Genomic DNA, 24,808 nt, shown 5'->3' with positions numbered 1-24,808 from the left:
GAGTTCCGCTGTGGCAGCTGACCGCTTCTAACAAAGGTTAAAGACGAAACCGACTTACCCTGTAGCATTTGCCAGGCAGGAAATCATACGAACAGGTCAGAGTATGCAAAGTGGGTTTCCATTCACAAAATTCGCCGACCGACTCGCAAGCCTCGTAGAACTCTCTCCAGATGACCTCGATCTCCTTGCCAAGATGCCCGCCACGATCGGCCATTTCGGATCGCGCGACATCGTCGCGCGCAAGGGCGACCTGCCGTCGACCTGCTCTCTTTTGCTGCAGGGCTATCTCTGCTGGACCGCCGACGGGGAGAGTCAGCAGCAGATCACTTCGCTCCACGTCCCAGGCGATGTCCCGGACCTTCAATCCATCTCCGCTCCTCAGCTTCAATTCGATCTGACCGCATTCGGACCGGTGGTGGTCGCCTTTGTCCCCCACCGCTTTTTTCGCGAGGTGAACGAGTCGTCGGCGCGGCTGGCGCGTGCGCTGTCATTGCTGATGCTGACAGATGTCTGGTGCTTGCGGAACTGGATCTGCAACCTCGCAACGCGGGATGCATTGGCGCGCGTCGCCCATCTGCTCTGCGAGTTGACGGTGCGACTGCAAGCCGTCGGCCAGGCTCGGGACTTTCGCTTCCTGTCTCCCTTCACCCAGACCGATCTTGCGGCCACCTGCGCCATCTCTGCAGTCCATGCCAACAGGACCATTCAGGAATTGCGGCGGCGCCGCCTGCTGCAATGGACGTCCCGAACCATCGAGATCACGGATTGGGGCGGCCTTGCCCGCTTGGCCGGATTCCAGCCGGACTATCTCGGCTTGCGCAAGCCGCCACTGCCGACAACAAAGGACTTCCTTCCGGCCATCACCGAACTGCGCGCCTGACTGCGCCGTCAAGGTCCTGATCGCGGCGATCACCGCGTCGAGCGTTCTTGCGTCGCGGCGCGCACTCGTCCGAAAACGCCCTTCCAGTCGCCGGTGGCGTCCTGATGAAACAGACGCGCGCTCGGATACCAATAAGTGTGCTCGCCCGTCGTCGGCCAGCGCCAATCGCAATCCGAATGAAGCAGGATCCAAGTGTCGATGCCAAGTGCCCCCGCCAGATGCGGCCACCATGGTATCGACCGAAATGACAAGGTCGAGCTGTCGCATCCGGCAACCAAGTTCGTTCAGATCTGGGGTACTGATGTCGATCGCCTCGATCTGCGGTGCGGCCGCCGCGGCCCTCCCCCGCTGAAGCGAGTAGAGTTGGGCGCCAGGTATCCGAAGTCCGCTGACCAACGACGGTGGCAATGCGCGCCTGGCGTCCCAGGCTCCGCCTTCCCAAACCACCCCGACGGCAAGCTGGCCGTGCTTTGGCAGGACGAAGGCCCTGACCGTGGACGCCCCCTAACGCCGCAAACCCACGATCGACGCGGCGAAGCATGTATTGGGCTGGCAACCGACGATCCCGATCGAAAAGGGTATCGAGGCCACGATTGCCTATTTCACCCTGTCGCTAGCGACGCAAGATCCCAAGCCGTGCACGGCGCCGCCGCGTAAGCGACAGGTTCGGCGGCAGGGTGGCGCCGCGGCGGCCGACGTGCGGTGACGATCGGCCAAGCGGCCGAAACAGGTGACAAGCGGCAGGCTCTCCGAATTGGGAACAAACGTTCCGGGCCCCGGTTTGGTTGTGCAGGTCGCGGCCAGTGAAACTTCAGTGGACCCGCGGTGAAACCCAGAGGAACGACATCATGAAACGCTTGATGATTGTTGCGGGCTGCATGCTGCTCGCAGGCCCGGCGCTTGCTCAATCGGTCGGTGAAAAGACCAGCGTCAACTCCGCACTTGGCGTTGCGCCAGCCACCGCCGACTTCGTCAAGGAAGTCGCGATCAGCGACATGTTCGAGATCGAATCGAGCAAGCTTGGGGAGGAGAAGGGCACCGCGCAGGAGAAAACCTTCGCTCGCCAGATGGTGACCGATCACACCAAGACCAGCAGCGGGCTCAAGAGCATGGTCACCTCCGGCAAGGTCAAGGCGGAGCTGCCGACCGCGCTCGACAACTCCCATCAGAGCAAGCTCGACAAGCTCAAGGGCGAAAGCGGCAAGGACTTCAGCTCGGATTTCGCCTCGGACCAGGTCAGTGCCCATAAGGATGCGGTCTCGCTGTTCGAGCGCTATGCCAAGGGCGGCGACAACGCCGAACTGAAGGATTGGGCCGGCAAGACCCTGCCGACGCTGCGCCAGCACCTGGACATGGCGCAGGAGCTGAACAAGGCGCCGAGCGTAGGCCAGTCCAGAAAATAGACGGCCTCAACGTGATCGAAGAAAAATGCCGGCGCATTCCGTCGGCGTTTTTCTTCGTGTGAGCGAACCGCGCCGTGGTGGACCCCGGGCCGCGATTCCGCGCTGTGGCAGCGGCGCCCCGCCACCGCCGCTGTATTCGCACTCGCACCAGATTTGCGCCATCTCCACTGCAGCGGACCGGCATTCGCATTTGGAGCGTGAGTTGATCGGAAGAGTTCAACACCTTGGCCGCGGCTACTCGGCTGCCCCTATCGTTTATCTCCGGCAGCGATCCCTGTCGCATCCAGGCAAACCCGCTGCAGCGATCGCTTCGTACGGCGCGGGTTGCTCCTGACCTTTCGACGGTGGGGAGGAAATGGGAGAGGCCGTGCGAATGAAGATTGCGAGTGGCCTTGCAGCGCGCGCGGCGCTGGATGACAACGCCTACAGAGAACGAAGCTCGCGCTCTTGCATTTGGCCAGGCGCTGTTCGCGCTCGGCTAGTCTGCCATGTGGGCGGTCAGAGCGGACTGGCTGATTGAAACTTCAAATGGCCGCAAGAGAACGAACTGGCGCCGTTCAGCGCCACATCGTCGGCACCACGAGTTGCACCTTCTCCGCGCCAGCGTGATCGGCGGCAACCGGAACGTCATGATTCGCGCCTGGGCCAGATGAATCGGATGGCTCACGATTCGGCTGCAGCGCGGGCGAGGCTTCGAGCCGCCGCGCGGTTTGGAAACCGCTGGCCGCAGCATGTTGATCCGAGCGCTTGTCGCTCTTGTGTGTGCCGGGATTTTCGTACGGGTCGTGCATCATCAGCTCCGTACCCAGGCTTCGCAAGTTAATCCGGATCGGCAAGCCGCAATATCAAATATGTTAAGCTCTCGGCTGCTGTCACGCTCGCGGGAAAGATGGCGTGACGCAGCGGCCGATGCGCGGCCTGATGCCATGATTTTGTGGCCCCCTCATGACAGGCGACACGTGTGAAGGATGCGACCGGCCGCCGCAGGTTCGCGCAGCATGCGGGTGTTTGAGCGCCTGCTCGTCGCACATCGCGGGCTGCGTCGCAAGGGAGTACCGACACCATCGGGCACCGTTTGCTTGTCCGGCACGAATCAGAGCAACCTCTGTTCAGCTCGACGCTGCGGCGGCCTCGCGGCTGAAACGCCCGGCCTTGCGCCTGACCTTCCGGATGCTCACGGTCGGACTTGAAGACTGTCGGAATCGGATTTCTGTACTTGGACTTTTGAATTTGCCCCCCGGACTTGGACCGGGTTGCCTTTTCCGAGTGTTATTGCGTATGAGGTCCGGAAGGCCTGGACCAGGAAACCAAGGGATCGCGCGCTGGTTCAGCTCAAAACGGGGGTCTTGATGAAGAACAAGCAAGTGGCCGCCTTGCCGTTCCGGATCGAGGACATGGAGCTCAGCATCCTCCTGATCACGACTCGCGGGAAACGGCGCTGGTCCGTGCCAAAAGGCTGGCCCATCGCGCGCAAGCGTCCGCACCGGACCGCTGCGGTCGAAGCCTATGAGGAGGCCGGCCTGCGCGGCAAGATCAGCCGCAGGGCGGTCGGGCAGTTCAAGCATCGCAAGCGCAAGGGCAAGCGAAAGATCACCTGCGAGGTCCAACTGTTTCCGCTCGAGGTGAGGAAGCAGCACACGCGCTGGCCCGAGCGCGGGCAACGCAAGGTGATCTGGCTTCCGGCAGCCAAGGCCGCGCGCCGTATCCGCCAAGCAAAGCTGCGGGAGCTGATCGAGAGCTTCGCGCGCAAGCAGACGAAGCGGCACTGATTCGCTGCTGAGTAAAGCCCTCACCCGCGCCTCCTGGAAGCACCGGTCGCGAGCCGCCCGGCAACCTGCGCAGGTCGGCGGTGTGACGAAGAGCACAAAGACGCGCGGAGTCGCTTGCGCATCTCGCTCTCGACCGCAACGGCGGCCCGCTCGATGCCTTCGGCGGATTCGACCTCGGTTGACGCTTTGGCAATTTCGAGAACGGATCGCGCGGGCTCCGGCCCGGCGGCCGCAGCTTGCCAGACCGCTTGGCGAGACATGTGGCTCCTGCTACTTCGACGGTACGACTTCGGAATCGGAGCACGCGTCAACGGATCGGACAGAAGGTGGGTAAGGGGCCGCAGAAGACCGTCACGGCTTTGGATGCGATCACCGCGGACCTGGTGGCCGTGCTGGTCGCGGTGACCGAGGGAAATCCCAAGATCATGACGATCGCGAACGCCGGCGCGTTGCCGAGCGGTCCGTTTCAGTTCGCGCATCGCTCGCTGCAGATGGGCCTGCGCGCCTGGGTCGAAGCCCAGACCGGCCATCCGCTCGGCTACGTCGAGCAACTCTATACTTTCGCCGATCGCGGCCGCTCCGGAGACCCCGAAGCGCCGCATCGCATTTCGATCAGCTATCTCGGTCTCACCCGCGAGGAACTGATCCGCGAGGGGTCCGAGGCGCGATGGTCGTCCTGGTACGACTATTTCCCTTGGGAGGACCATCGCGCCGGACCGCCCGCGCTGATCGCAAAGACCATCGCGCCGAAGCTGCGTGGCTGGGCCAAAGCCGAGGCCAATCCGGGGCTTCAGAAGGAGCGATGGCGCCGCGCTGCCATCACCTTCGGCCTTGACGGCCGCGACTGGAATGAAGAGCTGGCGCTGCAGCGTTATGAGTTGCTCTACGAAACTTCGCTGATCGCCGAGGCCGTGCGCGACAAGGGGCACGGCGAGCCGGCGGTGCCCGGCCGCGCCATGACCGCCGACCACCGCCGCATCCTCGCCACCGGCATCGCCCGTCTCCGCGCCAAGATCAAATATCGCCCCGTGGTGTTCGAGCTGATGCCGGCGGAGTTCACCCTGCTGCAGCTGCAACGCAGCGTTGAGGCGCTCGCAGGGCGGCTGGTTCACAAGCAGAATTTCCGCCGCCTCATCGAGCAGCAGGAACTCGTTGAAGAGACTGGCGCAATTGCCGCGGACACGATCGGCCGTCCGGCCAAGCTGTTTCGCTTCCGCCAGGGTGTGCTCGCCGAACGGGCCGTGATCGGAACCAAGCTCCCGCTGTCCCGCTCTTGACTTCGGTTATGCTCAGGATAAGTATAAGCCATGTTATGCTCATGGAGAGTATAAATGGCCTCACTTCGATCGGATGCGCTTGCGCGCACTGCGCCGCTTTATGACCGTGTCAAACGCGTGATCCCGCCGCCCGAATGGGCGACCTTCGCCGAGGATATCGAGGCCATCCTCGAACTGAAGCGCAAGCGCAACGCGGTGGTGCTCGCGCACAATTACCAGACGCCGGAGATTTTCCACGGCGTGGCCGATATCGTCGGCGACAGCCTGTTGCTCGCGCGTGAGGCGACCAAGGTCGACGCCGACATCATCGTGCTCGCGGGCGTGCACTTCATGGCCGAGACAGCCAAGCTGCTCAATCCCGAGAAGACGGTGCTGATCCCCGACCTCGAAGCCGGCTGTTCGCTGGCGGATTCCATCACCGCGCAGGACGTGCGGCTGATGCGCGAGCACTATCCGGATGCGCCCGTCGTCGCCTACGTCAACACCTCGACCGCGGTGAAGGCGGAATCCGATATCTGCTGCACATCCGGCAATGCGCTCGCCGTCGTCGAGTCGCTCGGCACCGAGCACGTCATCATGCTGCCGGACGAATATCTCGCTCGCAACGTCGCCACGCAGACCAAGGTGAAGATCACGGCGTGGAAGGGTCACTGCGAGGTTCATGAGCGGTTCAGCGCCGACGACGTCCGTGCGCTTCGCGAGAGCCATCCCGGCATCACGGTCCTGGCGCATCCGGAGTGTCCACCGGAGGTGGTGGATGTGGCTGACTTCTCGGGTTCAACGGCCGCGATGTCGAACTTCGTCGGCAGAGAGCGGCCTTCGCGCGTGGTGCTGCTGACTGAATGCTCGATGAGCGACAATGTCGCCGTGCTGCATCCCGACATCGAATTCATCCGGCCGTGCAATCTGTGCCCGCACATGAAGCGGATCACGCTGAAGAACATCCGCCACGCGCTCGAAGCCAATGCGCATGAGGTCACCATCGATCCGGGAATGGTCGATCGCGCCCGGCGTTCGGTGGAAAGGATGCTGGCGATATGAGCATCGACATTTCAGGACTGACCGGGCAGCCCGTGATCATCGGCGGAGGTGCCGCCGGCCTGATGACCGCGTTGCAGCTCGCCCCCGAGCCCGTCGTGCTCCTCTCGAAGTCGCCGCTCGGGGCCGAGGCCTCGAGCATGTGGGCGCAAGGCGGTCTCGCCGCAGCGGTGGGTAAGGACGATTCCCCTGCCCTGCATCTGCAGGACACGATCGCCGCGGGTGCAGGGCTGTGCAACGAGGCAGCCGCGGCCCGCATCGTGAGGGAGGCGCCGACCGCAGTCGATCGCCTGGCGCAGCTCGGAGTCGCGTTCGATCGTGGGGCTGACGAGGGTAGCTGGCGATTGGGCCTTGAAGCCGCGCACAGCCGTAAGCGGATCGTGCACGCGACCGGCGACGGTACCGGCCGCGAAATCATGCGCGCGCTGATCGCCGCCGCGCGCCACTGCCCGTCGATCACGCTGCTGGAGAGATTCGAGGCGCGCAGGCTGATCGTCGAGGACAACGCGATCCGGGGCGTAATCGCCGCTGGTCCTGACGGCCCGGTGATCCTCGCCACCGCGCGCGTGGTCATCGCGACAGGCGGCATCGGTGGCCTGTTCCTCGACAGCACCAATCCAGCCGGCTGCTTCGGCCAGGGTCTCGCGCTTGCTGCCCGTGCCGGCGCTGCACTGTCCGACCTCGAATTCGTACAGTTTCACCCCACCGCTTTTGACGGGCCATCGCGGCCGATGCCGCTTTTGACCGAAGCGATCCGCGGCGATGGCGCGATCCTGATCGACGAAACGGGATCGCGCTTCATGGAGGACGAACTTGCGCCACGCGACGTCGTGGCGCGAGCAGTCTGGCGCCATCGCGCGCAAGGACATCGCGTGTTCCTCGACACGCGCACGAAGCCAGGCAAGGATTTTGCTGCACGCTACCCTGTAATCAGCAGCTTCTGCCGAATGGCGGGCATCGACCCGGCCGCCGATCCGATCCCGGTGCGGCCCGCTGTGCACTACCACATGGGCGGCATCGCCGTTGACCATGTGGGCCGCAGCTCGGTCGAGGGCCTTTGGGCTTGCGGCGAAGCGAGCCGCACCGGGCTGCACGGCGCCAACCGGCTCGCGAGCAACTCGCTGATGGAAGCGATCGTCTGCGCGCAATGGGTTGCCGAGAGCGTCGCCGGAGCGCCCGGCCGCACTGGCAAGTCGAGTGGAGCGGTCGCGCTTCCGCCCACATCGGACCCGTCCGCGGTTCGGCCGCTGCTGTCAAAAGCGCTCGGCGTCCTGCGTGATCGCCAATCAATGGCAGACGCGCTTCGTAATCTCCTCCCGACGGCGAAAGGCTCCAGCGCCGCGGCCGATCCCGCCCTGGTCGGGCTGATGATCGCGGTCGCGGCCTACAATCGCCAAGAGAGTCGCGGCGCACATTTTCGCAACGATTTTCCCGAGCCGCTGCCAGCTGCGGAATCGTCCCCCCTCACGCTTTCACAAGCGCTCGGCGCTGCACGCGACATCGCCGAGGCCGAGCGCCCGCTCAGGAGCGTCCTGCCATGACTCTCGCCCCGCTCTCACCCTTGCTTTACGAACCGCTGGTGCGCACAGCTCTGCTGGAGGATCTCGGGCGCACCGGCGACATCACCACGGACGCGATCGTCCCTGTCGAGCAGCGCGGTTCGCTCGCACTCAGGGCGCGTCAGAACGGGGTCATTGCCGGCCTCGAGGTGGCGCGCTGCGCGTTTCAAATGATCTCACCGGCCGTCCGGATAGAGGTGGAGCGCCCCGACGGAAGCGCAGTTGCGCCCGGCGAGACGATCGCGACCATCGATGGTCCAGCGCGTGCGCTCCTGACCGGCGAGCGCACCGCGCTCAACTTCCTCTGCCGTTTGAGCGGGGTCGCGACTGCGACCGCCTCCCTTGTGGCGGCCGTGAAGGATACGCGAGCGCAGATCGTCTGCACCCGCAAGACCACGCCAGGCTTACGCGCCCTGGAAAAATACGCGGTGCGCGCCGGTGGCGGCAGCAATCATCGCTTTGGGCTCGACGATGCCGTCCTGATCAAGGACAATCACATCGCGCTTGCCGGTGGCATCCGCGCCGCCATCGCGCGCGCAAAGGCCCATGTCGGCCATCTCGTCAAGATCGAGGTCGAGGTCGACAATCTGGCACAACTCGAGGAGGCGCTGGCACTCGGCATCGATGCGGTGCTGCTCGACAACATGACGGTCGAGGATCTCAAGCACGCGGTTGCCATGGCGCACGGCACGGTGATCACCGAAGCCTCAGGGCGTATCACTGCGGCCACGGCGCCCGCGATCGCCGCAACCGGCGTCGACCTGATCTCGGCCGGCTGGATCACGCATTCCGCCGCCGCGCTGGATATCGGGCTGGACCACCTTTGAGACGGGAGCGGCTATTCCGCGCGTCGAGATGATCACCAAGCGACCGGTGGAAGATTCTGTTTTGTTCTAATTGAGTTGATGACGGTAACTGCTCGGCCTCTGCCCAGCAAGCCGGTGAAAGGCTGTCGTGAAGGTGCTGGTTTCGCTGAAACCGAGCGCCATCGCAATCGCGGTGATCGACATGTCGCGGTTCGCCAACAGCAGTTTCGCCCGTTCGATGCGGCGAACCGCGTGATATCGATGTGGCGGAATGCCGAATGACCTCTTGAACGAGCGACAGAAATGATACGGACTTAGCTGCGCCAGCTCAGCCAAGGTTGCGAGCCCGATGTCCTCAGCCAGATGCTCCTCGATGTACTCGGTCACGCGCCGCTGCTGCCATCCCGCCAACCCGCCTCTGTCGAAAGGTCCTCCGCCCCGGCGGGCATTGCCGTTGAAGCGAACGAGTTCGTGCGCGAGCAGGATCGAAAGCGCCTCGCCATATTGTCGGTGCATCAGGCCGGGTCTTTCGATCTGAAACTTGAATTTGATAGCAGTCTCCCAGAGGTCCCGATCATGGAAGAACAAACGGGGTCTGAACTCGATCTCGCTGAAGCGTAGCGCAGGATCGGCAAGAGATCCGTCCGGATCGATGTAGAAGCACGCGATACGGGTCAATGCACGCGGCTGCTGCGAGCCCCGGAAGTCGTGTCCGGCAGGAACAAAGGTCAATTTTCGAGTGAAAATGCGTTGGGTCGAGCGAGGCAGACCTTCGACGAAAGTCACTCCGCCATCTCGCTCCGCAAGCTCTGCCGCGATCAGGAGATGGCAAGGCGCCCGAAACCGATACTCAAACGGCGATAGCTTCAGCGCTTGAACAGTCTCGACTCTCACGCCAGGCCAACTTCCGAATTCTCGCTGGACCGTCTCCGACGAGCGTCACCGACCACCGCGGCGGTACCGGCGCCGATAAACACGAATGCGAAGGTGCCGACGAACTCGGCCAGAAGTTTGGGTGCAAGTCGAATTGGCATCAGTTCCTCCGGAATAATGAGATACGAGCTGCGCGTCATCGGTCGGCACTGGCCGCACGCCGAATTGCAGAGAAGGACAAGCGATCACGATCGGTTCTCCCGTCGCACTCGGTAAGTACGCAATCCTGTCGCGGGGACTTTGGCCGCATTGCTGCGAGTTGCCCCGGCTTGCGTTAACAGCAATAGCTCGCCATGCGGCGGCAAGGGTCGAAAGTGATCGCACAGCAGAATCGAGACAAGCCAGCGAAGCCAAGCTTCGGCTCATCACGCGTGCGGGCATACTCCGGCCCCGGTCGATATGGCGGGCATCAAGCACCAGGCGAGAGCGGCGGACGCGGGATCTTCCGCCGCGCGACACCCCCTCGACAGGCCTCCAGACCAAATGCCGCGACGAGACTCTCGAAGCGCCTGCGAATCGCCAGCAGGGGGCTGCCGGCAGCAACAAATGCGCGCGCGATCTCGTGCATGCCCGACTCGAACTCTGCGATCTTAAGCGCTTCCAAGGGGAAGGGCTGAGCTCCAACTCCAACCGGCCGGAGCCTACAATCGAGGTCTGCCGACGGATCGGATGAGCCTCGGCGCGCAGCTCTGGACATCAAAAATCCCGGCAAGCCCCGGAAACAGCGCGTGAATCGGCGTTCAACGCCCGCGCGTCGGCCTACTACCTTCCGCCTATGAGAGCCCGGAAGAGGTGGTGGTGTAATTCACCCCGATGTTTGCAGCGCGACTGCACATCGGGGCTCGGCGCGGCGCGCGCTACGCGACCACAACAAAGACAAACGCGGAGGGAACTGATGAATTTCACGAACAGGAGATTCTTGGCTGGCATCTCGGTCGTCGGCCTGCTTGTGACCGGCACCGCAGGTGTCCGCGCCAATGATTCGGCGCTGAAGGCCGCCAGCGAGCCCGGGGCCTGGGCAATGGCGGGTCATGATTACAGCAACACCCGGTTCAGCCCGCTCAAGGAGATCAACACCGGGAACGCAAGCAAGCTGTCACTGGTCTATTCGTTTTCGCTCGCCTCGCTGCGCTCGAACGAAGCCTCGCCGATCGTGATCGGCAACACGCTCTATGTATCAACCTCCTGGGGCCCGAAATACGTCTATGCGCTCGACGCCGCCACCGGCGCGCGCAAATGGACCTATGAGCCGGACATTCCGGATGACGTGCTGCAATACGCCTGCTGCGACGTCAACAACCGCGGCATCTCCTACGCCGACGGCAAGCTGTTCGTCGGACGGCTCGACGGCAAGCTGACCGCGCTCGATGCCGCAACCGGCAAGGAACTCTGGACGTCGAAGGTGGTCGACTACAAGCAGGGTTCGGTCATCACATCACCGCCGCTGGTCGTGCGCGACAAGGTCATCACCGGCTTCGGCGGCGGCGAGTATGGCGTGCGCGGGTCGCTGCAGGCCTTCGACATCAACTCCGGCAAGGCGCTGTGGCAGACCTACACCGTCCCTGCTCCCGGCGAGCCCGGCAGCGAGACCTGGAAAGGCGACACCAGCCTGCACGGCGGCGGGGCGGCGTGGCTGGTCGGCTCCTATGATCCGAAGAGCGACACGGTCTATTGGGGCACCAGCAATCCCGGTCCCTGGAACACCGCCGTGCGCTCGACCGGCAATGGTGATTTCGGCAAGCTGACCAATCTGTATACCGCGTCCACGCTGGCGCTCGATCCGAACACCGGCAAGATCAAGTGGCACATCCAGACCACCCCTGCCGACGCCTGGGATTATGACGGCGTCAACGAGGCCATCCTTGCCGACCTGAAGATCGGCGGCGCGTCGGTTCCGACCCTGATGAAGGCCGACCGCAACGGCTTCTTCTTCGTGGCAAACCGCGAAACCGGCAAGGTGATCTCGGCCGAGAAATACGTCTTCGCCAACTGGGCGCAGAAATGGGACATTTCGACCTTGCGCGCGGTCGAGGACCCGGACAAGCGGCCGGGCCCAGGACATCCCGTCAAGGACGTTTGTCCGAACCTGATCGGCGGCAAGAACTGGCAGCCGATGTCGTACAATCCGCAGACCGGCCTCGTCTATATCCCGGCCAACAATGTCTGCATGGACTGGGCGGTCAGCGACGTCTCGTACAAGCGCGGCGTGTTCTATCTCGGTGCTGAATTCCCTACCAAGGAAGGTCCGGGCGGCTTCCTCGGTCAGCTCATCGCCTGGGATCCCGTGAACAACAAAAAGGTCTGGTCCATCCAGGAAGACCTTCCCTTCAACGGAGGCACACTCAGCACCGCAGGCGGCTTGGTCTTCTCCGGCAATCTGCACGGTGATTTCCGCGCCATCGATGCCAAATCCGGAAAGATCCTGTGGAAGCGCAATCTCGGCTCCGGCATTGGCGCCGGTCCGGTGACCTACTCGGTCGACGGCAAGCAGTACGTCGCCGTCGTTGTCGGACGCACCGCGTCGATCCCGGCGTTCCTGGGCGAGATCGGCAAAAAGATAACGAACGCGGCTCCCGAGGGCGGCGCATTGTTCGTCTTCGCGGTCCAATAACCGCGGCGGCCACGACAGAAGCGCGTGTCCCTGGAACCGGGACACGCGCACCGCCCAGTCAATCCGCACGAAGCGAAAGAGCATGGCGCGGCCGCGAGGACCGAGCCGGCCCGGACAAACAACAAACAAGATGACAAGATCGAGGGATCGAGGATGCGCCTGAATCGTCGTCAAACCGGCTCGAATTGGCAGGCCGCCGCCGAATTGTCAGCACGTGCGACGTCTCTCGCCGTATTGACGGTCTCCACCCTGCTGGCATCGTCGGTCGCCGGATTGGCAAACCAGGCGGCCCCGCTGCGGCTATGCGCGGATCCGACCAATCTCCCGTTCTCGAGCGACGATCCATCGCAGCCGGGATTTTATCTCGAGGTCGGCCAGGCCCTGTCGCAGCAGCTCGGCCGCCCCGTCACTTACGACTGGTACAAATCCTATTTCGGCAAGCGAACTGTACGCGTGACGCTGCTGGGCAAACAGTGCGACGCCATGATAGGCCTACCGCTGTCGTCGGATTTCATGGGACCAACGGTGATCTTCTCGCAGAAGATTACGACCGAGACCTATGCGCTCGTCAGCCGAGGAACATTTGTGGTCAGCAGCATCGACGACCTCCGAGGCAAGCGCGTCGCGGTGCAATACCAGACCACACCGCAAAATCTGCTGGCCGAGCGCGACGACATCAAGAAGATCACCGTGCTGACGCCGGACGAGGGCATGACAGCTCTCGCCCAGGGCAATGCCGACGTCGCTTTCATCTGGGCGCCGATTGCAGGCTGGCTGAACAAGACGGCCTACGAAAGTCGCTTCCGGATCCAGCCGGTCGAAGGCGCCGGCCTGTCCTGGGATGTTGCGATCGGGTTCGCCAGAACCTCCACGCAATTGCGCGATCAGATTGACGCTGCCTTGGCGCAGCTCGGACCACGAATTGCCGAATTGGCTATCAAATACGGGCTGCCGGGCGATCCGCCGATCAGGCTCGGCGCTGTGCCGAGCCCGATCAAGCTGGCCTCGCTTGCGGGTCCTGCTTCCCCCGTCCAGGAGCCGGCAGCTGAGGCCTCGGTGATCAGGGTTTCGGAATCCAATGCGACCGATCCCAGGGCCGAGACGATGACGCTCGGCAAAGAGATCTTCAACGGGACCTGCGCACATTGTCATGGCCCTGATGCCGTGCAGGCGGAGCGCCGGATCGACTTGCGACGGCTGCGCATTCGCTACGGCGAGGACATGCGCGATAAATTCTGGACCACGGTGCATGAAGGCCGCCCGTCCAAAGGCATGCCGGCATGGAAGGAGGTCTTTACCGACGACCAGTTCGAGAGCATCTATACGTTCCTGCTGACTGTGCAGTCGCCGGAAACGACGAATTGAAGCAGGCGGGTGCCGCCGGTCGCCCGAAGTCTGCCGGCGATACGACCGAGGTCGGGAATGACGCGCTTTCTGATCATCGACGATCATCCGCTGTTTCGCGAGGCTCTCGGCAACGCCGTGCGCCTTGCGCATCCGGAGGCGGAGATCTTCGAGGCCGTCTCGATCGCCGATGCACTTCACGTCCTCGCCTCCGACCCCGGAATTGATCTGGCGCTGCTCGACCTGACGCTGCCCGATGCGGTTGGCTTCGCTGGCTTCCTGCGGCTGCGCGCAAGCCATCCGCGGCTTCCGGTCGCGATCGTGTCGAGTGACGAGGATCAGAATATCGTGCGGGAGGCGCTCTCGCTTGGCGCTGCCGGCTATCTGCCGAAGTCAACCTCGAAGCGCGAGCTGACCTCCTCGATCGAACGCGTGCTCAGCGGTTCGATCTCCGTTCCAAAGGACTTCTTGCCCACGGCCGAACGGGACGGCGATCGCTCCGCGCGCGCGTTACAGGCCCGCCTTGAACAGCTGACGCCACAGCAGCTCCGTGTTCTGGACTTGATCAGGCGGGGCTTCCAGAATCGCGAAATCGCCACCGAATTGCGGCTTTCGGAATCGACCATCAAGGCGCACATTACCGAAATCCTGCGAAAACTCCGGCTGTTCAGCCGCAACAAGGCCGTGATCGAAATCGGCAAGATCGAACTGCGCCTTCAGACAGGCCGCCCGGGATCGAGGACCGCGGTCCGCGGAAAGCAGCAGTAGTCACGCCGCGGAAACAGACCACGGACGTCGCGATGTCGATGGAGCGCGATGATCGATCTGGACAGAACAGAACCGCGGGTGTCCCGGCTTTGACAATCGTATCCGTTTGCCACAAGCTACATTTGCAAATGTAGGATCCGCCACACCAGAAAGACGGGATCTTCGATCAGGACGGGGAGTGACAGGCAGTGGCTCGATTGCTGATGGTCGAGGATCATCCACTCTTTCGCGAGGCGTTGGAGAACGCAATACGCATCACCCTGCCGGATGCCGAGCTGTCCGAGGCGACGTCCATCGACATCGCCACCGATCTTCTGTCATCCGCGCCGGGATTTGACCTGATCCTGCTCGACCTCTCGATTCCCGGCACGAGCGGATTATCCGGCCTTCTTCGCATCCGCAAGACCGCGCCGCGGACTCCGGTCCTCGTGGTTTCAGCGCATCAGGACCCGCGGCTTGTCGCCCATGTCCTCTCTCTGGGAGTTGCCGGCTACATCTCGAAATCGACATCGAAGGAGCAACTGGCTGATGCGATCCGGAGCGTCCTTCGCGGCGAGGCTCACGTTCAGGCCGGCGCAGTCGGTCCTGCAAGTGCGCGGCGGGTCAAGCTTCCTGCTCGAGATCTGCTGAAGCGTCTTCATGAGTTGACGCCGCAGCAGCTACGGGTGCTCGACATGATCCGCTGCGGACTACAGAACAAGCAGATCGCCTACGAACTGAGGATTTGCGAGACCACGGTGAAGGGCCACGTGTCGGAGATCCTGCGAAAGCTCCAAGTCATGAGCCGGACCAAGGCGATCATCGAAATGGAAAGGATCGATTTCGTGAATCTGATCGGCGAGACGCGTAGCCGCGCGCCGATCCACGCCCGCGGAGAAGACACCGAGACGCTCATGACAGCAGAAACGACAACAGAGCGCGAAGCTCCGCCGGCCTGACCGGCTTGGTCAGAACCTCGAGCCCGTAAAGGCTGGCTTCTTGGGCCGCAGCTTCCGAATAATCTGCGGTCACGATCATGGCCGGAACGTCGCCGATGAGTTGCCGGATGCTCCACACCGCGGCAAGTCCGCTCTCGTTGCCGTCCAGATGGAGATCGGCAATGATTGTCTCAGGGACCGCGCCGAGCGCGCTCAAGCGCTGCAATGCGTCCTTCAACGACACGGTGGCCACGACGTCGCAGCCCCATTTCTCCAGCAGACTGACCATGGCCTCGGCGCTCGCCAGGTCGTTTTCGATCAGCAGGATCTTGGCACCTTCGAGCCCGCCATATTCATGGTCGACGTCATTCGACGGATGCGAGTCCGGCAGGACCGCTGCTGGGTCTGCCCGGTCGAGTTCGAGCGTGAAAGTGGATCCGTAGCCGCCCCGTGAGGCCAACCGGACCTCGTGATTCAATGCTTTGGCGAACCGCCGGACAATGGAGAGGCCGAGTCCAAAGCCGGCCTGATCCTCGGCGCTCGGCCGACCGCGCTGGAATTCGAGGAAGATCGCCTCCTGCTGCGGTTTGGGAATGCCCGGGCCGGTATCGTGGACCTCGATACGAACACGGCTGGCCCCCGGCCGACAGCCCATGACCACGCCACCGCGCCTAGTGTAGCGCAGGGCATTGGCCAGCAGGTTCTGCAAAATACGCCGCAACATCATGGCGTCTGAGACGACGGCAACCGAGGACGGACAGATGCGCAACGTCAGTCCGCGTTTCGCAGCGATCGGAGCGAATTCGCGTTCGAGCGGCTCGAACAAGGTGGTGAGCAGAACGGGCCGGAGATCCGGGCGCAAGGCGCCGGCATCCAGCTTGGCAATTTCGAGCAGAGATCGCAGCAGATCCTCGAGCATGGCTAGCGAGTGGTCGATCTGCCCGACCATGGTCGTTCCGCGCTCGGACTGGACCTCGTCCGCCAGGGCCGACAGCGTCAGGCGCGCGGCATTCAGCGGCTGGAGCAGGTCATGTGTCACCGAGATGAGAACCGATGATTTCAGCGAGCTGGCCGCTTCGGCCTGCTGCTTGGCCCGGTAGAGGTCCTTGTTGGCCGTTTCGATCGAATGCAGCGCATCCCGCAACTGCCGCGTCCGTTCGCGGACCTGCTGATCGAGCGCGATCGCCGTTTCGAACAGCGAGAACGCGTTGAACTGCTGGTCCATCGAGCGTTCGACCCGGGACATCAGCGCAGCGTTGATCTTCCTTAGCTTGGCCGCTTCGCGCTGCAGGTGTTCCAGCGAGCCGGACGCCGTCATCGCTCCGCCCCTGCCCGTATGCCGATCGCGACACCCGTCAGCGTCTGATTGACGTGCATGGAACCGTACTGCTCGCCATAGGTATGGAATCCGACGATCCGGTTGTCGCGATAGAGTTCGGACATTTCCCGGGCGAACTGATGCTGCTCCGCGTCGAGACGCCTGAGAATGCACTCGAAGCCGATGAAGATCGAGACTTCGCCAATCTCGTCGCGGACCTCAGCCAGCATCTCGCGTGCGGCGGCCACCGAGTTGCGCGACCTCGCGGCCGTCAGCACCATTCCTTCGTCGATCGCGCAAAAGAATCGGAGCGAGCCGTCAGGGCTCACGCGCTGAATCGAGCGCGCGAAATAAGAGCCGCCGACACGCACCAGGACCGGATGGGCTGCAAACAGAAACGGGTCTAGCTCGGAATCCGCGATACCGACCGCGCGGCAATATTCCTCCGCCGCCGGCTCGGCGTTAAGCTGCTTGACGATACGCTGTTCGAGATCGGCTTCCGTCACCACCATCTTGACCGAGGTCGGCTCGAAATTGTCGCACTTGAACAACCGGAACGGCAAAGACGTCCTGATCAAGATCAACACCGCCATGTCGGTATGAGCTTTGCCATCGTGGAAAACCCAGGTGCGCTCAAAGCGCAGGCCATCGCCAGCCGACCCGCCAACCAGAGGAATATTGTCAAGCGACGCATAAATCGCCGACATGATCGCCTCTTCCCGCTGGCACATGCCGTCGATCAAAACTAGTCCGAACACGCCTTCGTCGTCACGACCACCATGCCGAAACAATTCCTGCCTCAACTGGTTGCCGAGGCGACGCCCTTCATCGACGCGAAAGCCCGATAACCCGAAGATGGGCTGCGCGAACACGGTGAAATCGTCTGCGGCAAAGGCGAGAGCAACGACGCTGTTGTCTTCCCAGCCATCCGGCGAGAGCTCTCCCGCTGTCGTACAGCCATACACCGGGATGCCTGTAAGACGCGTCGTCACCTCCGCGATGAATTCGTTCGGATCATAGTGGGGCGACAGGAAGACCAGCACCATGGCCAAGCCGTCGGCCGCTAATTGGTCGCAGATGTCAGCCGCCGCAGCTTTCTCCGTTGCAGCCTTCGACTTTGCAGCGATCACACCAGACGGGCGTGCAGGCCGAGGATCGGCATCTCCCACCAGGCACCTCCCATAGTATTCGTTGTTTTTTTTAAGATTAGGGCAATTGAGCAGCAACGGCAACTACGCGGCTTGATCCAGAACAAGGACTTGAGCCTGGCTTTTGTCCAATCATCTGCGCCGATCTACTGAGCGGCGTAGCCGTGAGGCTTGTCCGCTCGCTCCGGGTCGAGAGGAAGAGATTCGCATGCTCCGCCGCGTCGTTCTTATCGTTGTTTTCGCAAGTCTTGCGTCCAGCGCCGGGGCGCTGGATGGCGACCCTGTCGCAGGAAAGAGCATCTTTCAGCGCATCTGCCAGAACTGCCACTCCTCCGAGATCGGGATCAACAAGGTCGGTCCGAGCCTCTGGAATATCGTCGGACGCCAGCCGGCGGCCGTACCGGACTATGCCTATTCCGAAGGCATGAAGAACAACAAGACACCTTGGACCGCCGCGGCGTTGGATGCCTACATCGCCGATCCGCGCGGGGACGTCCACGGCGTCAAGATGTACTTCAAGGGGCTGGCGGACGGGAAGGAGCGGGCCGACATCGTCGCCTATCTGTCGACGTTGAGATAGCGGGGCTTGCGGCGTCGCATTCTCATCGCCGATCGCATCGAGGTTCTTCGCCGAGTGCCCACGCTTCTGCGAACTGACCAAAGCCGAAATACGAAAGTCGTCCGTTAAGAAGCCGGCTTGACCGCAGGACGGCCTACGCCTGCGTGCCAAAGAGCGACCGGAATTGCGGCCAGCCAAGTCCTCGGCCATGCGAGGACGCGGCGGATTGTGACCGACGGTAGTGAGGACGAGTTGACCGCGTCGCCCTCAGGTCCGAGCGTTTGTGCGGAAATGCGTGCTGGAAAAACATCTCGCCGGTGAAGGGGAATCTCAAGCTGCAAATGCAGGCTTCCGAGGAGGCCCTACAGAGCCTGCAATCCCAAATTCACCAATGTCCGAAAACCGACTCCCGATCGCTCACTTATCCGTTCTTCACGGATGGCGACGGCGAGAGACACCTAAGCTATTGAAAACCTTGGTGGGCGCACTAGGGCTCGAACCTAGGACCCGCTGATTAAGAGTCAGCTGCTCTACCAACTGAGCTATGCGCCCGGAGCTTGCGTCCGGAAGGCCTTCGCAAGAGCCGGTCGTTTAGCAAAGCGATTCCCGGATGTCCAGCAAGAGAAGGCGATTTTTTGCCTTTCCACACCAGGAAAACCGGCCGCTACCGGCGGTTTTCCCAATATAGCCCGGCTCGCTGAGGGCGAACGGCCCATCGGCGCCCCCCGTTCAGAGCCGTCCGGAGTCGCCCTCTTCATCCAGACGTCCCATATGCTCCATGGGAGGACCCATGTGGTCCATCGCTCCCATGTGCGGCATCGGCCCCATGCCGAAGCGGCGCTCGCCAAAGCCCGGACCGTCCCCCTCGCCTCGCTCCCGCCAATGATGGCGCCACCCCTCCGGACCGAACCGGTCGGCATGATGGGTGAGTATCGACAGCCGGCGCTTCTGGCCATCGTCCAGGGTCTTGTAGAGCGGGTCGGCCGCATCGGCGATCTTCTTCATGGCCTCGGCGGTCGCGGCCATCGTGTCGGCGCGCTCGCGCAGGCGGGCCACCGGATCGTCCGCCTTCTGCCCATCCTGATTGTCGTCGGCCGCCTTCATGCGGGCATTGGCACGATCGAAGCGCAGCTTGACCAAGTCGCGCACGGCGCTCTCGACCGGCGGCCACGATTTCTCCTGGTCGGGCGTCAGCTTCAGCCCGGCATGGACGGCAGCGATCCGCGCGTCCAGGAACGCGGCACGGTCTTCAGGACTCATTCGCATGTGGTGCATGTGATCGGCAAACCACGAGCGCTGAGCGTAAACAGCCGTGGAGCCCGCGATGGCGAGCACGGCGACTGCGGCAAGAGTGAACCTTTTCATGCGAACCTCCGTTGGAAAGGCTGCCGCAGCATGAGCGCCTGTCCGGGCGCGATCAACTTACAGTTTGGATAGAGTCGTCCGCATTACGCCGATGTAACCACCTGTCAGCAAAGCGAAATCTTGGCGATTTGTTTCAGATCATTGCGATACCGTTCAGATCATGCCGAGCGCTTTCGGCAACCACAGCGAGATTTCCGGCACGTAAGTAATCAGTCCGAGGAAGGCCAGCATCGCCAGCAGCCAAGGCAGCACCGCGATGGTGATCTCGCTGATGCCCATCTTGGCGATGCTGGAAGCGATGTAGAGATTGAGCCCGACCGGAGGATGACAGAGGCCGACCTCGGTATTGACGATCATCAGCACGCCGAGATGCACGGGATGCACGCCGAGCTTGGTCGCCAGCGGAAACAGGATCGGCGCCATGATCAAGAGGATCGATGACGGGTCCATCACATTGCCGGCAAGCAACAGGATGACGTTGACCACGAGCAAGAACATCCAGATCGAGAAGTGCTTGTCGACGATCCACGCCGCCATCGCCTGCGGAATCTGCTCATGCGTCATCAGGAACGAGAACAGCACCGCGTTGGTGATGATGTAGAGCAGCATGGAGCTCATGCTGGCGGCCTGCAGCAACACCTTCGGAACCTCGGTGAGCTTCAGCTCCTTGTAGACGAAGACGGTGATGAAGAAGGCGTAGACCGCGGCGACCGCGGCCGCCTCGGTGGGCGTGAAGACGCCGCCATAGATGCCGCCGAGCACGATGGCGATCAGCAGCAGCCCCCACAGGCTCTCGCGGAAGGCCGTAAACTGCTGGCTCAGCGTCGCCCGCTTCATCCGCGGATAGCCGTTGCGATAGGCGACGAACCAGGTGACCGCGGCTAACATCAAGGCGAGAATGACGCCGGGCACGATGCCCGCCATGAACAGCGCGCCGATCGAGGTGTTGGTGGAGACGCCGTAGAGCACCAGGATGATCGAGGGCGGCACCAGGATGCCGAGCGCACCGGAGGTCGAGATCACGCCGACGCCGAAGCGGCGGGGATAGCCGTAATCGACCATCGCCGGCATCATGATCGAGCCGATCGCGACCACGGTCGCCACGCTCGAGCCGGAGATCGCCGCGAACATCGCGCAGGCAGCGACACCCGCAAGGCCAAGACCGCCCGGCAGATGCCCGACCAGCGAGGTCGTGAACGCGATCATCCGCCGCGCGACGCCGCCGCGGGTCAGGAACGTGCCGGCCAGGATGAAGAACGGGATCGCCATGATCCCGAAATTGTCGAGGCCGGAGAACAATTTCAGACCGACGCTCTCGATCGGCACTTCCGTCATCGTGAACAGGAAGGTGAGCACGGTGAGGCCGAGCGAGATCGAGATCGGCATGCCCGTCAGCATCAGGGCAAACAGCAGTCCGAAGATCAGCGCCGCACTCATCAGGCCTCTCCGAGCGCGATCGGCGCCTTGGGACTGACCTCGATGTCGTCGACATGGGACGCGTCGTGATGCGGCAGGTCGTCGGTCCAGAAGTACGTCCACATCACCTGCATGAAGCGGAAACACATCAGGTAGGAGCCGAGCGGGATGCAGGCATAGACGATCCAGCTTGGGATCTCGAGATCGGGTGAAGTCTGGTCGGTGTGCATCAGCTCGATGACGAACTTCGCGCCCATGGTGCCGACGACGGCGGTAAACACCGCGCCACCGAGCAGGCCGAACAGGATCACCCATTTGCGCCAGCGGTCGTTGAGGCGGTTGATCAAGACGTCGACGCCGACATGGATGCCGGTGCGCACGCCGTAGGCGGCGCCGAACTTGGCCATCCAGATGAACATGTAGATGCAGAGTTCCTGCGACCAGGAGAGATCGATCTGGAACAGGTAAGGGTAGAGAAACGGCACATCGACCAGGAAGCGATGCGCAACCGTAATGAAGGTGATCAGGGTCGCGGCGCCCATCAGGCTGGCGATGATGATCTCCTCGAGCCGGTCGAGAATACGTAGCAGCATCAGAGGTCCCCAAGCGACCGGACGGCGCCCATCAGCGCCCGATCAGACGTTTTCCGCGGCGCGCCGCCGCGGAAAGTCTCGGCTATTCCCATTCAGCCGTTCATCGGGCTGCGGCCGGTCTCCTTGAAGAATTCGTCGATCAGCGACTGGCTGACCCGCGAGGCGACCTCCTTGTAGACCGGCATCATCGCCTTACGCATCGCCTCGTCCTGCTCGGGCGTCAGCGTCACGATCTCGGTCTTGCCGGCCTTCTTGATCTCCTCCAGCGCCTCGTCGTTCTCCTTGGCCGACTGGCTGTTGCCGAAGTCGGTCGCCTCCTTCATCGCCTTCTCGCAGGCGGAGCGAACATCCGGCGGCATGCCATCCCAGAACTTCTTGTTCACGACCACGACGTAGCCGATGTAGCCGTGATTGGTGACGGTGGCGTATTTCTGCACCTCGTGCATTTTCTGGGTGTAGATGTTGGACCAGGTGTTCTCCTGGCCGTCGACCACGCCGGTCTGCAGCGCCTGGTACACGTCCGAGAACGCCATCACCTGCGGGATTGCGCCGAGCGCCCGGAACTGCGCCTCCAGTACCTTCGACGACTGGATGCGGAATTTCAGGCCCTTGTAGTCGGCGGGCGTGATCAGCTTCTTGTTGGCGGTCATCTGCTTGAAGCCGTTGTCCCAATAGGCAAGGCCGCTCATGCCCTTGGAATCCAGCAGCTTGAGCAGCCTGCCGCCGAGCGGGCCGTCGGTCACCTTGCGCAGGCTCTTCAGGTCGGGAAGGATATAGGGCAGATCGAACACCTCGAACTGCTTGATCCCGATCGGGCCGAACTTGGAGTTCGACGGCGCCAGCATCTGCACGGCGCCGAGTTGCAGCGCCTCCAGCTCTTCCTTGTCCTTGTAGAGCGTCGAATTCGGATAGACTTCGACCTTGACCCGGCCGTTGGTGTATTTCTCGGCCAGCTCCTTGAACTTGTCGGCGGCCTTGCCCTTCGGCGTGTCGGACGCCACGACGTGGCTGAACTTGATGACGATGGGCTCATCTGCGGCCGCAGCCGGGCCGATCTTGGCGGCCGCCGCGAGCGACGCGGCGGAGACGAGCAAGTGACGACGTGTCAGATCACGCAAAGCATGCCTCCCGAATTTTCCGGGGAGCCGTGCAACGCAGCTCCCGCTTGTATGCCAAGGCATCAATAGCCATAAGGCCGACGGAAAGCCATTGCCCGTTAGGAGGAGCTACCGGAATCTGTCGCTGCAGCGCAAAATTGCGCACCGCGTTGTCGTCCTTGTCCTTCCGTCATTCCGGGGCAGCAGCGCCAGCGGCTGAACCCGGAATCTCGACGTAGCGGGCGCCCTCGCAAGACAATCTCGAGATTCCGGGTTGGAGGCCTGACGGCCTCGCCCCGGAATGACGGAATGTGAGGCGGTCCGGCATCGTGGGCCGACCGCCGCTCTATCTGCTCGCCGCAGCCGCCGCGTTGGCCTGCGTCACATCGCGCTGGCGCTTCATCACCAGCTTGTTGAGCGCACCGAGATAGGCCTTGGCAGACGCGACCAGCGTATCGGGATCGGCGGCGCGCGCCGTCATCGAGCGGCCGTCCTGCGACAGCCGCACCGACACCTCGGCCTGCGCATCGGTGCCCTCGGTCACCGCATGCACCTGATAGAGCTCCAGCTTGGCTTCATGCGGCACCAGCGCCTTGATGCAGTTGAACACCGCATCCACGGGGCCGTTGCCCTCGGTCTCCTCGATGCGGGTCTCGCCGTCGACATCGAGCTTCATGGTGGCGCGTTGCGGACCGCGGGTGCCGGCGATCACGCTCAAGGACACCAGCTTGATGCGGTCATGGGCATGCACCATGCCTTCGTCGATCAGCGCGTCCAGATCCTCGTCGTAGATCTGCTTCTTGCGATCGGCCAGCGCCTTGAAGCGGACGAAGGCGTCTTCCAGCTGGTTGCCGGACAGCTTGTGGCCCATCTCCTCCAGCTTGTGGATGAAGGCGTGGCGGCCGGAGTGCTTGCCCATCACCAGCGAGGTCTGCTTCACGCCGACCGTCTCCGGCAGCATGATCTCGTAGGTCTGCGCGTTCTTCAGCATGCCGTCCTGATGGATGCCGCTCTCATGCGCGAACGCATTACGGCCGACGATCGCCTTGTTGTACTGCACCGGGAACGACGTCGCCGCCGACACCACCTTCGAGGCATGGGTCAGCTGGGTGGCGTCGATGTTGTTCCAGAACGGCAGCTTGTCGTTGCGCACCCGCATCGCCATCACGACTTCTTCCAGCGCCGCATTGCCGGCGCGTTCGCCGATGCCGTTGATGGTGCATTCGATCTGCCGCGCACCGGCGCGCACGCCGGCCATCGAGTTCGCCACCGCCATGCCGAGATCGTTGTGACAGTGTACCGAGAACACCGCCTTGTCGGAGTTCGGCACGGTCTCGCGCACGCGCTTGAACAGGTCGTAATATTCCTCCGGCACGGCATAGCCGACCGTATCCGGGATATTGATCGTGGTGGCGCCGGCCTTGATCGCGGCCTCGACGCAGCGGCACAGGAAGTCGAACTCGGTGCGGGTGCCGTCCTCCGACGACCACTCGACGTCATCGGTGTGGTTGCGCGCGCGCGTCACCGAGGAGATCACCAGCTCATAGACCTGCTGCGCGTCCATCTGCAGCTTGTACTTCATGTGCACGGGCGAGGTGGACAGGAAGGTGTGGATGCGGCCGCGCCTGGCGGGGCGGATCGCCTCCGCGCAGCGGTCGATGTCCTTGGCGCCGGCCCGCGACAGGCCGCAGACCACCGCGTTCTGGGTGCGCTTGGCGATCTCGTTGACCGCCTCGAAGTCGCCGTCCGAGGCGATCGGGAAGCCGGCCTCGATCACGTCGACGCCCATGCCGTCCAGGAGCGCTGCGATGTTGAGCTTCTCCTCGAAGGTCATGGTGGCGCCGGGGCACTGCTCGCCGTCGCGCAGGGTGGTATCGAAAATGATGACGCGGTCCTTGTCGGACTTCGGTGCGGTGGACATGGATTTAAGTTCCTTGTTCGCTGGTGCGCTTATCTTGACGGCGCTGGAGGGTTTTCGTGATCTCGCGCGAACCCCTGAGTGCCCAG

At 62.9% G+C, this 24,808-nt stretch carries 21 protein-coding genes and 1 tRNA gene; 12 read left to right on the top strand and 10 right to left on the bottom strand.

The features are described 5' to 3' along the window. Window positions 1-193: 193 nt before the first annotated feature. Window positions 194-880: a Crp/Fnr family transcriptional regulator gene (locus QX034_RS19950; RefSeq protein ID WP_316195707.1), complete on the top strand. Its 687-nt coding sequence runs from the start codon at window positions 194-196 to the stop codon at window positions 878-880. Between the two features lie 848 nt (window positions 881-1,728). Next, complete coding sequence (locus QX034_RS19945) at window positions 1,729-2,283, top strand: DUF4142 domain-containing protein (RefSeq protein WP_315700815.1); 555 nt, start codon at window positions 1,729-1,731, stop codon at window positions 2,281-2,283. A gap of 557 nt (window positions 2,284-2,840) precedes the next feature. On the opposite strand, the gene QX034_RS19940 is transcribed toward QX034_RS19945, so the two are convergent. Next, a complete protein-coding gene (locus QX034_RS19940; RefSeq protein ID WP_316195706.1) occupies window positions 2,841-3,119 on the bottom strand; it encodes a hypothetical protein in 279 nt (92 codons plus the stop codon). A gap of 513 nt (window positions 3,120-3,632) precedes the next feature. Between QX034_RS19940 and QX034_RS19935 the strand changes: the two genes are divergently transcribed. The 5 genes from QX034_RS19935 (at window position 3,633) to nadC (ending at window position 8,753) form a co-directional block, all read left to right on the top strand. Next, complete coding sequence (locus tag QX034_RS19935; RefSeq protein ID WP_315700817.1) at window positions 3,633-4,052, top strand: NUDIX hydrolase; 420 nt, start codon at window positions 3,633-3,635, stop codon at window positions 4,050-4,052. Between the two features lie 326 nt (window positions 4,053-4,378). Beyond that, complete coding sequence (locus QX034_RS19930) at window positions 4,379-5,329, top strand: NrtR DNA-binding winged helix domain-containing protein (RefSeq protein ID WP_315728466.1); 951 nt, start codon at window positions 4,379-4,381, stop codon at window positions 5,327-5,329. Between the two features lie 54 nt (window positions 5,330-5,383). Further along, entirely contained in the window at window positions 5,384-6,370 is a 987-nt protein-coding gene (gene nadA / locus QX034_RS19925) for a quinolinate synthase NadA (protein WP_316195704.1), read from the top strand. Next, window positions 6,367-7,908: an L-aspartate oxidase gene (locus QX034_RS19920; protein ID WP_316188619.1), complete on the top strand. Its 1,542-nt coding sequence runs from the start codon at window positions 6,367-6,369 to the stop codon at window positions 7,906-7,908. Before nadA ends, QX034_RS19920 begins: the two co-directional genes overlap by 4 nt. Continuing rightward, on the top strand, window positions 7,905-8,753 hold the full coding sequence (gene nadC / locus QX034_RS19915) for a carboxylating nicotinate-nucleotide diphosphorylase (RefSeq protein WP_316195702.1): 849 nt from the start codon (window positions 7,905-7,907) through the stop codon (window positions 8,751-8,753). Before QX034_RS19920 ends, nadC begins: the two co-directional genes overlap by 4 nt. A 66-nt stretch (window positions 8,754-8,819) precedes the next feature. On the opposite strand, the gene QX034_RS19910 is transcribed toward nadC, so the two are convergent. Continuing rightward, window positions 8,820-9,518: an AraC family transcriptional regulator gene (locus tag QX034_RS19910; protein ID WP_315762655.1), complete on the bottom strand. Its 699-nt coding sequence runs from the start codon at window positions 9,516-9,518 to the stop codon at window positions 8,820-8,822. A 1,066-nt stretch (window positions 9,519-10,584) separates the two neighbouring features. Between QX034_RS19910 and QX034_RS19905 the strand changes: the two genes are divergently transcribed. The 4 genes from QX034_RS19905 (at window position 10,585) to QX034_RS19890 (ending at window position 15,326) form a co-directional block, all read left to right on the top strand. Next, a complete protein-coding gene (locus QX034_RS19905) occupies window positions 10,585-12,276 on the top strand; it encodes a PQQ-dependent methanol/ethanol family dehydrogenase (protein ID WP_315703071.1) in 1,692 nt (563 codons plus the stop codon). 153 nt (window positions 12,277-12,429) lie between these two features. Further along, window positions 12,430-13,641, top strand: a complete 1,212-nt coding sequence (locus QX034_RS19900; protein ID WP_315700824.1) for a c-type cytochrome — start codon at window positions 12,430-12,432, stop codon at window positions 13,639-13,641. Window positions 13,642-13,698: 57 nt separating this feature from the next. Further along, window positions 13,699-14,388 carry a response regulator transcription factor gene (locus QX034_RS19895; RefSeq protein WP_315700825.1) on the top strand — a complete coding sequence of 230 codons (690 nt, stop codon included), beginning with the start codon at window positions 13,699-13,701 and terminating at the stop codon, window positions 14,386-14,388. 188 nt (window positions 14,389-14,576) lie between these two features. After that, window positions 14,577-15,326 (top strand): response regulator transcription factor, encoded by a 750-nt coding sequence (locus QX034_RS19890; protein ID WP_315700826.1) that lies wholly within the window; start codon window positions 14,577-14,579, stop codon window positions 15,324-15,326. On the opposite strand, the gene QX034_RS19885 is transcribed toward QX034_RS19890, so the two are convergent. Together QX034_RS19885 and QX034_RS19880 are read right to left on the bottom strand one after the other, a co-directional pair. After that, window positions 15,280-16,623, bottom strand: a complete 1,344-nt coding sequence (locus QX034_RS19885; RefSeq protein ID WP_315700827.1) for a hybrid sensor histidine kinase/response regulator — start codon at window positions 16,621-16,623, stop codon at window positions 15,280-15,282. The two genes, QX034_RS19890 and QX034_RS19885, sit on opposite strands and share 47 nt — an antisense overlap. Next, window positions 16,620-17,792 carry an FIST N-terminal domain-containing protein gene (locus tag QX034_RS19880; protein WP_315700828.1) on the bottom strand — a complete coding sequence of 391 codons (1,173 nt, stop codon included), beginning with the start codon at window positions 17,790-17,792 and terminating at the stop codon, window positions 16,620-16,622. The genes QX034_RS19885 and QX034_RS19880 overlap by 4 nt, the downstream gene beginning before the upstream one ends. Window positions 17,793-17,979: 187 nt before the next feature. Here QX034_RS19880 and QX034_RS19875 point away from each other — a divergent pair, with 187 nt between their 5' ends. After that, window positions 17,980-18,351: a c-type cytochrome gene (locus QX034_RS19875; protein ID WP_315700829.1), complete on the top strand. Its 372-nt coding sequence runs from the start codon at window positions 17,980-17,982 to the stop codon at window positions 18,349-18,351. Between the two features lie 455 nt (window positions 18,352-18,806). On the opposite strand, the gene QX034_RS19870 is transcribed toward QX034_RS19875, so the two are convergent. The 6 genes from QX034_RS19870 to QX034_RS19845 all read right to left on the bottom strand — a co-directional run bounded on the left by QX034_RS19870 (window position 18,807) and on the right by QX034_RS19845 (window position 24,722). Further along, window positions 18,807-18,882: transfer RNA gene (locus tag QX034_RS19870), tRNA-Lys, on the bottom strand. Window positions 18,883-19,059: 177 nt separating this feature from the next. Then, complete coding sequence (locus QX034_RS19865) at window positions 19,060-19,695, bottom strand: Spy/CpxP family protein refolding chaperone (RefSeq protein WP_315700830.1); 636 nt, start codon at window positions 19,693-19,695, stop codon at window positions 19,060-19,062. Window positions 19,696-19,848: 153 nt separating this feature from the next. Beyond that, complete coding sequence (locus QX034_RS19860) at window positions 19,849-21,132, bottom strand: TRAP transporter large permease subunit (RefSeq protein WP_315700831.1); 1,284 nt, start codon at window positions 21,130-21,132, stop codon at window positions 19,849-19,851. Then, window positions 21,132-21,704 (bottom strand): TRAP transporter small permease, encoded by a 573-nt coding sequence (locus QX034_RS19855; RefSeq protein ID WP_315700832.1) that lies wholly within the window; start codon window positions 21,702-21,704, stop codon window positions 21,132-21,134. Before QX034_RS19855 ends, QX034_RS19860 begins: the two co-directional genes overlap by 1 nt. Window positions 21,705-21,796: 92 nt before the next feature. Beyond that, complete coding sequence (locus QX034_RS19850; protein WP_315751031.1) at window positions 21,797-22,759, bottom strand: TRAP transporter substrate-binding protein; 963 nt, start codon at window positions 22,757-22,759, stop codon at window positions 21,797-21,799. 388 nt (window positions 22,760-23,147) lie between these two features. Beyond that, a complete protein-coding gene (locus QX034_RS19845; protein ID WP_315751009.1) occupies window positions 23,148-24,722 on the bottom strand; it encodes a 2-isopropylmalate synthase in 1,575 nt (524 codons plus the stop codon). Window positions 24,723-24,808: the final 86 nt, after the last annotated feature.

Source organism: Bradyrhizobium sp. SZCCHNR3119 (assembly GCF_032487775.1).
Classification (GTDB): domain Bacteria; phylum Pseudomonadota; class Alphaproteobacteria; order Rhizobiales; family Xanthobacteraceae; genus Bradyrhizobium.
Note: the sequence above shows the minus strand (reverse complement) of the source record. Positions and strands in the feature narration are given on the sequence as shown.

Excerpts from the sequence above, each read along its gene's own strand:
- QX034_RS19860 (WP_315700831.1), bottom strand. The coding sequence starts at position 21,132 with ATGAGTGCGGCGCTGATCTTCGGACTGCTGTTTGCCCTGATGCTGACG.
- QX034_RS19855 (WP_315700832.1), bottom strand. The coding sequence starts at position 21,704 with ATGCTGCTACGTATTCTCGACCGGCTCGAGGAGATCATCATCGCCAGC.
- nadC (WP_316195702.1), top strand. The coding sequence starts at position 7,905 with ATGACTCTCGCCCCGCTCTCACCCTTGCTTTACGAACCGCTGGTGCGC.
- QX034_RS19945 (WP_315700815.1), top strand. The coding sequence starts at position 1,729 with ATGAAACGCTTGATGATTGTTGCGGGCTGCATGCTGCTCGCAGGCCCG.
- QX034_RS19900 (WP_315700824.1), top strand. The coding sequence starts at position 12,430 with ATGCGCCTGAATCGTCGTCAAACCGGCTCGAATTGGCAGGCCGCCGCC.
- QX034_RS19865 (WP_315700830.1), bottom strand. The coding sequence starts at position 19,695 with ATGAAAAGGTTCACTCTTGCCGCAGTCGCCGTGCTCGCCATCGCGGGC.
- QX034_RS19935 (WP_315700817.1), top strand. The coding sequence starts at position 3,633 with ATGAAGAACAAGCAAGTGGCCGCCTTGCCGTTCCGGATCGAGGACATG.
- QX034_RS19875 (WP_315700829.1), top strand. The coding sequence starts at position 17,980 with ATGCTCCGCCGCGTCGTTCTTATCGTTGTTTTCGCAAGTCTTGCGTCC.
- nadA (WP_316195704.1), top strand. The coding sequence starts at position 5,384 with ATGGCCTCACTTCGATCGGATGCGCTTGCGCGCACTGCGCCGCTTTAT.
- QX034_RS19845 (WP_315751009.1), bottom strand. The coding sequence starts at position 24,722 with ATGTCCACCGCACCGAAGTCCGACAAGGACCGCGTCATCATTTTCGAT.
- QX034_RS19885 (WP_315700827.1), bottom strand. The coding sequence starts at position 16,623 with ATGACGGCGTCCGGCTCGCTGGAACACCTGCAGCGCGAAGCGGCCAAG.
- QX034_RS19950 (WP_316195707.1), top strand. The coding sequence starts at position 194 with ATGCCCGCCACGATCGGCCATTTCGGATCGCGCGACATCGTCGCGCGC.
- QX034_RS19895 (WP_315700825.1), top strand. The coding sequence starts at position 13,699 with ATGACGCGCTTTCTGATCATCGACGATCATCCGCTGTTTCGCGAGGCT.
- QX034_RS19920 (WP_316188619.1), top strand. The coding sequence starts at position 6,367 with ATGAGCATCGACATTTCAGGACTGACCGGGCAGCCCGTGATCATCGGC.